General features: G+C 62.4%; 12 protein-coding genes. All 12 read right to left on the reverse strand.

What is annotated here, in order from left to right; all coding sequences use genetic code 11:
* Position 1: 1 nt before the first annotated feature.
* The 12 genes from hemA to bchB all read right to left on the reverse strand — a co-directional run bounded on the left by hemA (position 2) and on the right by bchB (position 13579).
* Positions 2-1222, reverse strand: coding sequence for a 5-aminolevulinate synthase (gene hemA, locus Q8R81_RS12605; protein WP_305618333.1), 1221 nt, complete (start codon positions 1220-1222; stop codon positions 2-4).
* A 47-nt stretch (positions 1223-1269) separates the two neighbouring features.
* Positions 1270-2049: a putative photosynthetic complex assembly protein PuhE gene (gene puhE / locus Q8R81_RS12610; RefSeq protein ID WP_305618335.1), complete on the reverse strand. Its 780-nt coding sequence runs from the start codon at positions 2047-2049 to the stop codon at positions 1270-1272.
* Positions 2043-3062 (reverse strand): magnesium-protoporphyrin IX monomethyl ester (oxidative) cyclase, encoded by a 1020-nt coding sequence (acsF, locus tag Q8R81_RS12615; protein WP_305618404.1) that lies wholly within the window; start codon positions 3060-3062, stop codon positions 2043-2045. The genes puhE and acsF overlap by 7 nt, the downstream gene beginning before the upstream one ends.
* 71 nt (positions 3063-3133) lie before the next feature.
* On the reverse strand, positions 3134-3424 hold the full coding sequence (locus Q8R81_RS12620) for a hypothetical protein (protein WP_305618337.1): 291 nt from the start codon (positions 3422-3424) through the stop codon (positions 3134-3136).
* Positions 3421-3915 (reverse strand): photosynthetic complex assembly protein PuhC, encoded by a 495-nt coding sequence (gene puhC, locus Q8R81_RS12625; RefSeq protein ID WP_305618339.1) that lies wholly within the window; start codon positions 3913-3915, stop codon positions 3421-3423. The genes Q8R81_RS12620 and puhC overlap by 4 nt, the downstream gene beginning before the upstream one ends.
* On the reverse strand, positions 3912-4541 hold the full coding sequence (gene puhB / locus Q8R81_RS12630; RefSeq protein WP_305618341.1) for a photosynthetic complex putative assembly protein PuhB: 630 nt from the start codon (positions 4539-4541) through the stop codon (positions 3912-3914). Before puhB ends, puhC begins: the two co-directional genes overlap by 4 nt.
* The gene (puhA, locus tag Q8R81_RS12635) at positions 4538-5302 is read right to left on the reverse strand and encodes a photosynthetic reaction center subunit H (RefSeq protein WP_305618343.1); all 765 of its coding nucleotides are present in this window, start codon (positions 5300-5302) and stop codon (positions 4538-4540) included. The genes puhB and puhA overlap by 4 nt, the downstream gene beginning before the upstream one ends.
* A gap of 34 nt (positions 5303-5336) precedes the next feature.
* Positions 5337-6776: a BCD family MFS transporter gene (locus tag Q8R81_RS12640; RefSeq protein ID WP_305618345.1), complete on the reverse strand. Its 1440-nt coding sequence runs from the start codon at positions 6774-6776 to the stop codon at positions 5337-5339.
* On the reverse strand, positions 6776-7480 hold the full coding sequence (bchM, locus tag Q8R81_RS12645) for a magnesium protoporphyrin IX methyltransferase (protein WP_305618347.1): 705 nt from the start codon (positions 7478-7480) through the stop codon (positions 6776-6778). The genes Q8R81_RS12640 and bchM overlap by 1 nt, the downstream gene beginning before the upstream one ends.
* Positions 7480-8376 carry a ferredoxin:protochlorophyllide reductase (ATP-dependent) iron-sulfur ATP-binding protein gene (gene bchL, locus Q8R81_RS12650; protein ID WP_305618349.1) on the reverse strand — a complete coding sequence of 299 codons (897 nt, stop codon included), beginning with the start codon at positions 8374-8376 and terminating at the stop codon, positions 7480-7482. The genes bchM and bchL overlap by 1 nt, the downstream gene beginning before the upstream one ends.
* A gap of 9 nt (positions 8377-8385) precedes the next feature.
* Positions 8386-12006 carry a magnesium chelatase subunit H gene (locus Q8R81_RS12655; RefSeq protein WP_305618350.1) on the reverse strand — a complete coding sequence of 1207 codons (3621 nt, stop codon included), beginning with the start codon at positions 12004-12006 and terminating at the stop codon, positions 8386-8388.
* Positions 11996-13579 (reverse strand): ferredoxin:protochlorophyllide reductase (ATP-dependent) subunit B, encoded by a 1584-nt coding sequence (bchB, locus tag Q8R81_RS12660; RefSeq protein WP_305618351.1) that lies wholly within the window; start codon positions 13577-13579, stop codon positions 11996-11998. Before bchB ends, Q8R81_RS12655 begins: the two co-directional genes overlap by 11 nt.

Genomic DNA, 13579 nt, shown 5'->3' on the forward strand with positions numbered 1-13579 from the left:
ATCAGGCGGCAGCGGAGCGCCGCGCCAGTTCGCACTGCGACCAGATGTCGCTCAACGCCTCGATCAGCTTGTCCACATCAGCATCGCTGTGGACCGGCGAAGGCGTGATGCGCAGGCGTTCCGTCCCACGCGGTACGGTGGGATAATTGATCGGCTGCACATAGATGCCGTGGTTGTCCATCAACCAGTCGCTGATGCGTTTGCACTTGTGCGGATCGCCCACCATCACCGGGATGATGTGGCTGGGGTTGTGGAGGTGGGGAATGCCCATTGCGTCAAGACGGCGGCGCACGGTGGCCACGCGCTCCTTGTGGCGGGCGCGTTCCATTTCGCTCGCCTTCAAGTGCTTGATGCTGGCAGTTGCACCAGCAGCCAGCGCTGGCGGAAGCGCGGTGGTGAAGATGAACCCGCTGGCAAACGTGCGGATGAAATCACACAGTGCCGCCGAAGCAGCGATGTATCCGCCCATCACGCCAAAGGCCTTGCCGAGCGTACCTTCGATCACGGTGATCCGGTCCATCAGGCCTTCACGCTCGGCCACACCGCCGCCGCGCGGACCATAGAGGCCGACCGCGTGGACTTCGTCGATGTAGCTCATCGCGCCGTGCTTTTCACAAACGTCGAGGATTTCGGCGATGGGGCCGATATCGCCGTCCATCGAATAGACGCTTTCGAACGCCACCAGCTTGGGAACATCGGGACCGTATTCCGAAAGGAGTTGGTCGAGGTGCTCGACATCGTTATGACGCCACACGCGACAAGTGGCGCGCGAGTGGCGGATGCCTTCGATCATCGACGCATGGTTCAGCGCGTCTGAAAACACCACGCAGTCAGGGATCTTGGCGCACAAAGTCCCAAGGCCCGCCCAGTTTGACACGTAACCGCTGGTGAACAGCAGCGCGGATTCCTTGCCGTGAAGGTCGGCCAGTTCCTGTTCGAGCAGGACGTGGTGGTGGTTGGTGCCAGAAATGTTGCGCGTGCCGCCTGCGCCAGCGCCGCATTCGTCGAGCGTCTTGTGCATAGCATCAAGCACGGTCGGATGCTGGCCCATGCCGAGGTAATCGTTCGAGCACCACACGGTGACCTGCTCGGTCCGGTCATCGACATAGCGCGTGGCGTGCGGGAACTTGCCGCAGCGCCGCTCGATCTCGGTAAAGATCCGATAGCGTCCTTCGTCCCGGACCGCGTCCAGTTCCCCCTGGAAGTATGCTTCGTAATCCATGTCGTCGGTCCTCTTCGTATGTTCTCGTTGGAGTACGTTATGCGAATTCAATTTGCTGGACGTCGCGAAGGCAAGGCCCAGCCCCACAGTGCCCCGTCGCGAATCGGCAGGGCAAGAAACAGGTGTTCGAGTGCCCCCAGTGCGGCGAGCGCGAAGAGCAGGCTGGCACCTGCTGCACTGGCGCTGCCCTCTGGCGCATTGAGCGCGATCAAACCGAGCCACAATGCGAGGCCTGAAGTGGCTGCAATCGCAAGAAAAAGTTCGATGCCCATGCGGCGTGGGCCGAAATAGGTCTTCAGGTAGGCAAGATGCGGCGGGAAAATCTCGGTGTTCATGTTGGGCACGCCGAAGAAGATCACAATTTTGGTGGAGAGCCGCATGACCAGCAGCAGCGTAAACGTCATCGCGCCGAGCTGGTTTGGTGCATCCCAGCTTAGCGATATCAGGCCCAGTGCGCTGAGTGCCAGAGCGATCTCGTGCCAGGCAATGGCGCTTACAGCGTGGAAGAAGCGTTCAAGGCCACGTGCGTTAGGCGGGCAGGGTTCGCGGCGGGGGCCGGTGATTGCGCCGGTGAGGAACGTGATCTCATGCCAAGACCAGATCAGGATGGCCCCGGCGAAAGAGGCATAGACGCTCCACAGGGTGGCCGATTTCATTGTAAGTGCGACCATGACCAGTCCACCAACGCCTGCCAATCCGGCCAGCATCAGGCTGAGCGGGAAAGTGCGCCGTTCGCGGTTGTCCGCCCAAGCGATCAGGCCGGTTGCCAGGAACCAGACCGCGATCGTGGCGACGACCGGCAGGACATGGCCGGTCCAGCTTACCATGCGGGCTGCATCCGCACCGTGGCAGGCAGTTCGTTGGCACGTGGACGCAGCAGATACATCCGCGCGAAGTTGAAAGCCGCTCCCACCGTGCCCGAAGCGCGCCGTAGAGCGCCGGAAAGGCCACCCTGCTGCTTGCCAGCCTCAATCTTCTGGCTGGCCACCAGCAGGCGGTCCATCGCGCGGCGGAAGCGTGGATCATCGGTATCCAGTTCCACCGGGAAGACCTGACGGCTGATCGCGGTGCAGATCGAGAAGACGTTGTAATCATAGGTCTTGGGATCAAGCCCCAGTGCCTTGTGAAATACCGGGCGCGCATGATCGCGCACATACATGGTGGAATAGACCGCGAGCAGGAAGAAGCGGACCCACAGCTTGTTGATGCCGGAAAGCAGCTTGGGATCGGCGCGCAGCAGCAGGGCGAAGGCCTCGCCGTGGCGGAACTCATCGTTGCACCACGATTCAAACCAGTTGAAGATCGGGTGGAAGCGCAGTTCGGGATGGGCGGCAAGCTGGCGATAGATCGCGATGTAGCGCGCGTATCCGATCTTTTCCGAAAGATAGACCGAGTAGAAAATGAACTTCGGTTTGAAGTAGTGGTACTTCTTGGCCTTGGTCAGGAAGCCGAGATCGATGCCGATGCCGGCGTCCTTCAGCGCTTCGTTGATGAAGCCGGCATGGCGGCTTTCATCGCGGGCGAGCAGCTTGAACAGCTGCTTCATGTCCGGGTTCTTCGTCCGCTTCGCCATTTCTGCATAGAGGATGCAGCCCGAAAATTCGGACGTCAGCGAACTGACGAGGAAATCGGTGAATTCAGCACGCAGTTCGGGTTCAAGGCCTTCAATGATCCCGGCAAAGCTGCCTTCGCGCTTGAAATGCAGTTTGTTGGGATCGCTGACCATTTCAGCGATCAAGGCGTCCCATTCCTTGCGGACGAGCGAGACGTCGATCGAATCCAGCGCAGCGAAATCGGTGGTGTAGAAGCGCGGGCTGAGCACGGTTTCGTGGCTGACCATCGCGTGAACATCAGGCTTCACCGGAGCAGGGGCGGCATAATCGGACGGCGGGGCGATAACGACATGCGCGTTCATTTCAGGCTCCCAGGATTGAAGCTGACTTCATAGAGTTCGGTCAGACCGAGATAGGCCACCAGCCGCGTCCAGCCTCGCAGCAGCGGGCCTGCGCGGACTATGGTAGCCATACGCTCGATCACGGCGCTTTCACCAAACGCAACGCGGATGGGATCGCCGTGGACGCGCACCCGATCACCAGGGTGGATCACCACTTCGCCTGCCAGTTCGACATGCGCGTGGAAATGCGCCTCGCTCTGCTCCACCGCAATGCGGCAGGGGATATCGAAGGCGCGCGCGGCCATCATTCGGCATTTCCCGCAGGTTTGAACTTCAGGAACTTGGCAAAGGCGGCGCGGTTGTCCGGGCCGAACGAGCCGATTTCCACCGAACGACCCGTTGCCGTATCAACCAGCGAGAGCGAACCGTTGCGCCACAGCGCGAGTTCGAACGGAGCTTCGTGCCCGATGCCGTTCATTCTGCGCTCACGGGCCAGCCCGCGCATGACACCACGCACGAAACCACCGCCATCGTTTTCGCCCAGCAGCACGGCAAGTGTTTCGGCGCTGTCTGCGTCCTTGACGACGACAGCGCCGTCGGCGCGATCTTCAAACGACAGGTGACGAACCTCAACAGCTTCGACGCCTGCCTTTGCACGTTCGATCGACGGGACCGCCTCGCGGTTTAGCACGCCAACCTGAACCAGCGCGGTGAGCGCAAGCGTGGTGGCAACGAGCGCGCCTGCCAGCACCAGTGCGGGGCGCGGAACGGTGTTCTCGTGATCGTGGGCAATACTCATGCTGCGGCTCCCTGCAGGCCGTGGCTGCGCACGGGGACAGGCTTTGCCGCGCGCTGCGGCACGACAGCCTCGTTCGGGACGACCGCCGCGCAGGCGCTGGCAAGAATGGCGGCAACGACTGCGGCATCGGGCAGGGCGCGCATCATCGGCTGCGGCTTTGACAGGTGCCAAGGCCGGGCATGCGGCCAGATCGTGGCGACACCGAGGCGGTGAGACCCGCTCAGGACCAGCGCGATTTCACCGTGGCCCGCCTGAAGCTGGCGCAATTCTGCCGACCCGATCAGCGCAAGCGGAAGGTTGATGCACTTGTTAAGGGCAATGCCGATGCGCAGCACGACGCGGCGGTTGGTGATGGTATAAACCGTGGTCCGCGCCACCAGCACTGCGAAGAGCGTCAGCAGCCCCAGCGTGATTGCCCCGCCAACAACGGCTGCGCCTGCGGCAAACATCATGTCGCTCGCCAAGCCGAGCAGCGCCAGTGCGGCAAAGTAGGCGATGACCCAACGGTTGTGCAGCGCGCTGCGGGCGAAGGTCTGCCATTCGGGCGAACCCTGCCACAGGATGTGTTCCCCTGCAGGAAGATCGCCCGGAAGGCCGCGGATTGGTTCGTGGTCGTATTCGGTCACACCAGTGGCTCCAGACGATCAGCGTTGGCATAGAGATAGCCAGTGCCGAAGTAGGCGACGGTCCGCTCTTCTTCATAGCGAGTGATCTCACCGGGATTGGCCGGGAACGGCGCACCTGCGAAATCGGCGGCGTTGATCGCGCTGATGATCACCGCGTTCTTGCGCACCACGGCCATTGCCATCGGGGCGAGTACGGTTTTGCCGCCGGTATCGACCGCGAGATAGCGGACCATGTGCTCGGCCCGATCGACCCACAAATCGGTGACAACGCCGGCCTTCAGATTATCGGCACCATAGACTGGAAGCCCACGCGGATCGGTGCTGGCCGTGGCGACGGTGATTTCCGGCACGAGGCCCATTGGCACGATGCGAGGATTGCCGTGCGCATCGATATCTGCCCACTTGGCGCGATCTGCGTAAGAGCCTGGGCCAACGCCTGCAGCGAATACGTCACCTTCGGGTGTAAAGGGAGCACCGCCAAAGTTTTCGCGACGCTTGGCATTGATCTCGAAGGGATCGCGGTTGGTGTTGGGGACGGTGACTTTGCCCTTGCCGAAAGGCAGGATAAAGGTCTTGGGCGCGGCGGCGGAAAGCGGACCGCCTTCGGGGCTGAGGCGCCCGGTCATCGCATCTTCCAGCGGGTAGCCCTCGCGGCGGTCTTCGCGGCGCAGCCAGAAGACGAGCGCAATGAAGAAGCCGATGAAGGTGATCATTGCGATCTGTGCAGCATCAATTGTGCCGACGATATTGCCACTGTTCATGTGCGTATCCTTCCCGCGAATTTGTAGCCCGGTTTCATGTGGGAAACTCCGTCAGGCCGAAGCGATTGCCGCCAATGTTACTGCCGGTGTCCCGGGCGGCGGCCGGGGTCTGGCCCACCAACGGGCCAAGCACGATGAGCGTGGCGAGCAGGAGGCAGATTTCGATGATATAGATGGTCGCATAGCCGGTGCTGCGATGGGCGAGCGTGTGGCCCAACCCGTCTGCAACGGCGAGCGATGAGACGACATCGCGCAACACACCGCCAATTGCGATGGCCAAGCCAGCAAACGTCGTCTGCACCGCGCCCCATGCGCCAAGTGCAAGGCCTGCGGTCTGGCTGTTAGAGAGCGCCATTGCGGTGGTCAGGGTGCCGACGAGGAAAAGGCCCGCGCCTGCGCCGATCAACATGGCGCCAATGCCGAGCGCCACCGGGCTGCCAAGCGGGGCGGCGAAGATTACCAGCATGAAAGCTGCTATGCCAACAACCACGCCGTACCCCGCGATGCGCAGACTGTCTGTCCCGCGCCCGAGCCAGCGTGCGGACAAGGTGAACGCCGCCAGTGCGCCCAGCGCCCATGCGCCAGTAAGGCCAGTCGTGGCGCCGACCGAAAGGCCGAGAATCTCGCCGCCATAGGGTTCGAGCAGCGCGTCCTGCATGGCGAAAGCCGTTGCGCCGAGGCCCACAGCCGCAAGCAGGCGCATAGTGACGGGTTGCGCGGCAAAGGACTGCCAAACCTCGGAAAAAGCGGGGCGGAACGTATCAGCCGAAGCGGTTGCGGCGCTGCGTGCTTCCTGCTTCCACAACGCGAAAAGGTTCAGCACGAATGTGAGCACCGCTGCGCCTTGAATGACCTGCACAAGCCGGGTGGGTGTGAAATTGACCAGCAGCCCGCCGATCACCAGCGAGGACAGCATCATCCCGGTCAGCAGCGCCAGATAGAGTAGTGAAACCGCGCGCGGGCGATGCTCTTCGTCGGTCAGATCCCCGGCCAACGCCAAGCCTGCGGTTTGCGTGGTGTGCATGCCGAAACCTGCGAGCAGGAAAGCCAGAGCGCTGGCGGTGACGCCGATGCCGAACAGAGCCGGGTCTGACATCAGCAGGAGCGCGAAGGGCATGATGGCAAGGCCACCGAACTGCATCAGTGTGCCGAACCAGATGAACGGCACACGCCGCCAGCCCAGCACCGAACGGTGCGTATCTGAGCGGTGGCCGATCAGCGCGCGGAACGGTGCGGCCAGCAGCGGAATGGCGATCATCAGCGCAACCAGCCACGCCGGAATGCCAAGCTCGACGATCATCACGCGGTTAAGAGTGCCGTTCAGCAGCACCATCATCATCCCGACGCTGACCTGAAACAGCGAAAGGCGCAGCAGGCGCGACAGCGGAACTTGCGCGCTGGCCGCATCGGCAAAGGGCAACCAGGTGATCGCCACCCGGCTCCATTTTGCAGAGAAGGCCTGCCGTTGCTGCATCAGCGCTTCACCAGTTCCATGCCATGCGATTTGTAGAAGCCGCTGGAAATGCGGCCACTGCGGCGGACTTCCCAGCCATCGAACCCGGAAAGCGCGGCGCGCAGTTCGCTCTCGGCAATCGGCACGATGGCGGGCGAACGGTCAGAACGGGGGAAGAGTTTGCCGACGTTGTTCATCGCGCCGAGCAGCGGTGTGTAAGGCGCGAAGGTGAACAGGATCGAGCCGGTGCAGCGGCCGGTCAGCGCCGAGAGCGCCCAGACCATATCGGGCAGGGTGTAATGGATCAGCGAATCCATCGCGACGACGTGATCGAAGCTGCCGAGCGCCGGATCGAGCATATCGCCCACGCGCCAATCGATGCGGCCATGTCCAAGATAGGACGGTGCGCGTTCGCGGGCGATGTCGACCAATCCTTGCGCCACATCGATGGCGGTAACGACCGCGCCACGGCAGGCAGCCTCGACGCTGAGACTGCCGGTGCCGCAACCCGCATCAAGCAGATCGCGGCGGCGCAGGTCTTCGGGTAGCCAGCCAAGCAATTGCGCGCGCATCGCATCACGACCGGCACGGACCGTGGCGCGGATGCCGCTGACCTTCGTGGTAGAGGTAAGGTCGATCCACGCCTTGCGCGCGGTGCCGTCGAAGTACTGGGCGAGCTTTTCGCGCTGATCGTCGTAGCGGTTGGGAGTGGGCAGCGTAGCCATCATTCGAACCCCAGGAAGTCGAAGATATCGCGGTCCTTCATGGGCTTGGCTTCGACCGGATCGACGCCGTCCCACAAGAGTTGCGCAAGGCGGAGGTATTCAAGCTGCGCGCCGATCACCTCGGGCGTCGGCTCCATTTCGAACAGCGTGCATTTTTTCAGGCGGCTGCGGCGGATCGCATCGAGATCCTGGAAGTGGGCGAGGCGCTTCATGCCGATGGCGGCGCTGAAGCGGTCGATCTCGTCAGTGGCCTTTGAGCGATTGGCGATCACGCCGGCGAGGCGCACGTTGTAGTTCTTGGCCTTGGCGCCGATGGCGGCGACGATGCGGTTCATTGCGAAGATGGAATCGAAGTCATTCGCTGCTACGACCACGGCGCGCTCGGCATGTTGCAGGGGCGCAGCAAAGCCGCCGCACACCACATCGCCCAGCACGTCGAAGATCACTACATCGGTGTCTTCCAGCAGGTGATTCTGCTTGAGCAGTTTGACCGTCTGCCCGACGACATAACCGCCGCAGCCGGTGCCTGCTGGTGGGCCGCCTGCTTCAACGCACATCACGCCGTTGTAGCCTTCGAACATGTAATCCTCAGGCCGCAGTTCCTCGGCGTGGAATTCCACGCCTTCAAGGACGTCAATCACGGTGGGGATCAGCTTCTTGGTGAGGGTGAAGGTCGAATCGTGCTTGGGATCGCAGCCGATCTGCAGCACGCGGTGGCCCAACTTGGAGAAGGCTGCAGACAGGTTCGACGAAGTGGTCGATTTGCCGATGCCGCCCTTGCCGTAGACCGCGAACACTTTCGCGCCCTTGATCTCGTCGCGGGGGTCAAGCTCGACTTGCACCGATCCATCGTCATCCGGCTTGCTGAAGCGCGCCCTTGGGTCGAGCAGGTTCATGGTATTCTCCTATTCCGCCGCAATGGCGGTAGTGATGTTGGATGCGCTGCCGCCGAAGAAGACGCCTTCGAGGCGGTCTTCCAGTTCGTCGCTGGCCATACGCAGGGCTTCGAGCGTTTCGTCGTCCGGTTCCCACAGCCGACGTTCGCAGGCTTCGAGCAGACGACCGGCAACGCGGGCCGAACTGGTGGGGTTGAGCTGCGAGAGACGCTCGCGCATCGCAGGATCGAGCACAAAGGTTTCGCTGATCTGCTGGTAGACCCACGGCGCCACCTGCCCGGTGGTGGCCGACCAGCCCACGGTGTTGGTTACGTGCTGTTCAATGTTGCGCACGCCTTCGAAGCCGTGCTTGAGCATGCCTTCAAACCACTTTGGATTGAGCGTGCGTGTGCGCGTTTCCAGATTGATCTGTTCTGCCAGCGTGCGCACTTTTGCTGTGCCCTGCGTTGCATCGACGATGTAGACAGGTGCTTCTGTGCCCTTTGCGCGGGTGATCGCGCGGCTGACACCGCCAAGGCTGTCGACGTACTGATCGAGGTCGGTAATGCCCGTCTCGACGCTTTCGAGGTTCTGGTAGACGAGGTCCACGCTGCGCAGTGCGCTGCGCAGCAAATCGCGCTGCGCCACGGGCACACCGCGCACGCCATAAGCATAGCCTTTGCGCGTTTCGAAGGCATTGGCGAGTTCATCTGGATCGGCCCAGACACCGCCGTCGATCAGCTGGTTGACGTTCGCGCCATAGGCTCCTTCAGCGTTGGAGAACACGCGCAGCGCGGCTGTTTCCATGTCGCAATTGTGTTCTGCCTGATGGGCGAGGCTGTGCTTGCGCACGAAGTTCATCTCAAGCGGCTCGTCCGCCGTGGCGGCCAGCAGCGCGGCTTCGGCCAGCATGCGCGTTTGCAGCGGGAGCAGATCGCGGAAGATGCCAGAGAGCGTGACCACCACGTCGATGCGCGGGCGGCCAAGTTCAGCCAGCGGGATCAGTTCCGCTCCGGCAAGACGGCCATAGCTGTCCATGCGGGGCCTCGCGCCCAGCAGGGTCAGAACCTGAGCGATTTGCGAGCCTTCGCTTTTCATGTTGTCGGTGCCCCAAAGCACCATCGCCAGGCTTTCAGGGCAGGGCTGTCCGGCTTCGGCATGCCGGGCCAGCAGGCGTTCAGCCTGATCGCGTCCCTGCTCGCAGGCAAAGCGGCTGGGCAGGCGGAAGGGATCGAAACCGTGGATGTTGCGGCCGGTGGGCAGGACTTGCGGATTGGCGATGACATCACCACCCGGCGCTGGCGCGATGTAGCAGCCATCCAGCGCGCGGATCACTGCGCCAAGTTCGTCGCAGCTATCGAGTGCTGCTTCGAGCGCATCGGTGCCTGCGGCAGGGTCGGCGGTTGCCAGTGCCTCGATCATGTCGGCCCGCTCCGCACCTTCGAGCCGTGCGCCAAGGACGTGCAGTCCGTGCGGGATAAGTGTGCGTTCAAGCTCGTAGAGATCCGCGCCGAGGCTGGCGATGTCGCGCACTTCGATGTCGAGCGCGGCGCATTCATCGCGGATCAGCACTTCAAGCTGCGCCTGCTCAGCTTCGTCGGTGGACGACCGCCAGCGTTCCACGCTGGTCTTGAGATCGGCAAAGCCGCGATACAGCCCGGCGCGTGAGAGCGGCGGGGTGAGGTAGCTGAGCATCGTGGCGCCCGAACGGCGCTTGGCAAGGATGCCTTCGGAAGGGTTGTTCGATGCGAACAGGTAGAAGTTGGGCAGATCGCCCAGCAGACGTTCTGGCCAGCATTTGCCGGTGAGGCCAACCTGTTTGCCCGGCATGTATTCCAGCGCGCCGTGCGTGCCGAAATGCAGCACCGCGTGTGCGCCAAAATCTTCGCGCACCCAGCGGTAGTAAGCAGCAAAGGCATGGGTGGGGGCAAAATCGCCGTCGAACAACAGGCGCATCGGATCGCCTTCATACCCGAACGCAGGCTGGACGCCGATGAACACGTTGCCGAATGTCGCGCCAAGCACCTGAATGTGCGAGCCATCGCTCTGGATCTTGCCGGGCGCTGGACCCCATTGCGCTTCGATCTCAGCCAGATGCGGCTCGCGGCGGACGTGCTCGTCGCAACCGATGCGCGCGGCGACATTGGCATCTGCCCCGAAACGCTCGGCGTTGCCTTTGAGGATCGTTTCACGCAGAGCATCGACGCTCGTCGGCACATCGACGCTGTACCCTTCGCCAGCAAGGCGCACGAGCGTTGCGTGAAGTGATTCAAACACTGCAAGGAACGCAGCGGACCCGGTGGCTCCGGCATTGGGCGGGAAGTTGAAGATAGTGATGGCCAGCTTGCGGCTTGCGCGCTCTGCCCGGCGCATGACGATCAGCTTGACCACCTTTGCCGTCAGCGCTTCGGCCCGTTCCGGGCAGGCGCGCATGGCGTTTACCGCGCCTTCGCGTTCAAACACACAGGCCCGCGCGCAGCCGGTGCAGGCCACGCCCAGCCCGTCAGACCGTCCGCCGAACACCGTGGGCAGGATCGATCCGTCGAGTTCGGGGATCGACACCATGATCGTGGATTCGATCGGCAGCAGCCCCTGACGCCCTGCGCCCCACTGCTCAAGCGTCTGGAATTCCAGCGGATGGGCCGCGATATAGGGCACGTCGAGCTTTGTTAGAATTTCCTCCGCGGCCTTGGCATCGTTGTACGCCGGGCCGCCGACGAGCGAGAAACCGGTCAGCGAAATTACCGCATCAACCGTGGGCTTTCCGTCCTTGAGGAAGAATTTTTCGATCACCGGGCGCGAATCGAGACCATTGGCAAAGCCGGGGATCACGCGCAGTCCTGCCGCTTCCAGCGCCGCGATCATGCCATCGTAGTGGCCCGCATCCTTGCTGATGAGGTATGAGCGCAGCAGCAGCAGGCCCACTGTGCCGTTAGCGCCCACTTTCGTCGGCAGCAGCTTCAGGCTTTCCGAAAGCTTCTGATCGGTGCGCGGATGATACACCCCGACTTCCGGATATTCGCGCGGCGATGCTGCGCTGGTCATGCCCCGGCGCGTCAAGCGGTCGCCCGCAGCATAACGGTCGATCAGCGAGCGGACCATCGCGACGACATTGTCGTCAGAGCCGGAAAGCCAGTATTGCAGCGTGAGAAAATAGGCGCGCACGTCCTGCGCGGTGCCGGGAATGAAGCGCAGGATCTTGGGAAGCCGACGCAACATGCGCATCTGCCCTGCACCGGTACTTGCGCCCGGTTTGCCAGATCCACGCAGCTTTTTCAGCATCGCCAGCGGACCTTTGGCCGGGGCGTCCATGCGATATCCGCCCATGCGCGTAAGCTTCACCACTTCGCCTGCCGACATCAGGCAGACCATTGCGTCACAGCTTTCACGGCGCGCTTCGAGCGTGGGCAGCATCATGCGGATATGGTCATCAAGAAACAGCATCGAGACGATCACGATGTTCGCTTCGGCAATTGCGGCCTTGGCATGTTCGAGTGATCCACCGGCACGGTCCCAGTCAGTTGCCGCGTGCAGTGTGAGCGCGATGTTCGCTTCTGCCAGTTGCGCGTTCGCTCGCTCCACCGCGCCCTTGAGGTGATTGTCCAGCGTCACGATCGCGACGCGAACTTTGGGGGGATGACTACCGGGCATAATGCGCCTTTGCGTCGTAGAGGGTGACGAGATCGATCACGTTGCGGCCTTGCGCGGTCGCGTAAGCTTCAGTGTTTCGGCGGGCCTTGCCGCGCACGAAGAACGGAATTTTCTTCAGCTCCCGCTCCGCCTCGGCAGTCCAGCTGCCGGCTTCGGCAACGGGCAGTTCAGCCAACGTCACATCGGATTGAAGATCTGCATGAAGCGCGGGCTGTCGTGCAGCTTCCGGCGCGGCGGGGTGCGATTTGCCGTGGAGATGCGATGGGCCAGCGGTGTCCGAGAATTCGAAGTCATCGCGGAACATCGTCAGCAGATGCTCCTCCAGACCCATCACCAGTGGATGAATCCAAGTGTCGAAGATCACGTTCGCGCCTTCAAAGCCCATTTGCGGACTGTGACGCGCCGGGAAATCCTGCACATGAACCGGCGAGGAAATGACGGCGCAGGGAATGCCGAAACGCTTGGCAATGTGACGTTCCATCTGTGTGCCCAGCACCAGTTCGGGTGCGGCATTAAGGATGGCGTCTTCAACCAGCAGGTGATCGTCGGTGATCAACGGCTCGACATTGTAGAGTTTGGCCGCATCGCGCATTTCGCGCGCGAATTCACGGTTATAGCAACCCAGGCCGCAGATCTCGAAGCCGAGCTCCTCATGCGCAATGCGCGCAGCGGCAATGGCGTGGGTGGCATCGCCGAAGATGAAAACGCGCTTGCCGGTCAGGTAGGTGGAGTCGACCGAACGGCTCCACCACGGCATGCGCGACGCTTCATCGGCGAGGGCGGTTGTCGGATCGACACCAGCGAGCGCGGACACTTCCTCGATGAATTCTGCAGTCGCGCTTACACCGATTGGCACGGTGCGGATGGCAGGCTGGCCAAGTGCCTGCTGAAGCCAGCGCGCAGCTTCACCGCCTATTTCGGGGTAGAGCACGATGTTGAAATCGGCACGGCCCAGCGTGCGGATATCGTCCGGGGCAGCACCAAGTGGGGCAACGCAATTGACGTCGATGCCCAGCGTGCCGAGCAGTTTGCGCACTTCGGCCACATCGTCGCGGTGACGAAACCCTAGGGCGCAAGGGCCAAGCAGGTTGACCAGCGGGCGGCGGCCTTCACGAGCGGCAGGGCGCACGTCCTTGTCGATCAGCTGGCGCACCACGCGATAGAAGGTTTCGGCTGCACCCCAGTTTTCCTTGCGCTGATAGCTGGGCAGTTCGAGCGGGATAACGGGGCAGGGCAGGTTCAGCGCTTCAGCAAGGCCGGCAGGATCGTCCTGGATCAATTCGGCGGTGCAGGAGGCTCCGACCAGGAGAGCCTGAGGCTGGAACCTTTCATAGGCATCGCGCGCGGCATTCTGAAAAATGCTGGCGGTATCCTTGCCCAGATCGCGTGCCTGAAACGTGGTGTAGGTTACCGGCGGGCGTTTCCCGCGCCGTTCAATCATGGTGAACAGCAGGTCTGCATAAGTATCGCCCTGCGGCGCGTGAAGCACATAGTGCAGCCCGTTCATCGCCGTTGCCACGCGCATCGCGCCGACATGGGGCGGACCTTCGTATGTCCAGACCGCCAGCTGCAT

This window comes from Novosphingobium sp. (genome assembly GCF_030696665.1).
Taxonomy (GTDB): domain Bacteria; phylum Pseudomonadota; class Alphaproteobacteria; order Sphingomonadales; family Sphingomonadaceae; genus Novosphingobium.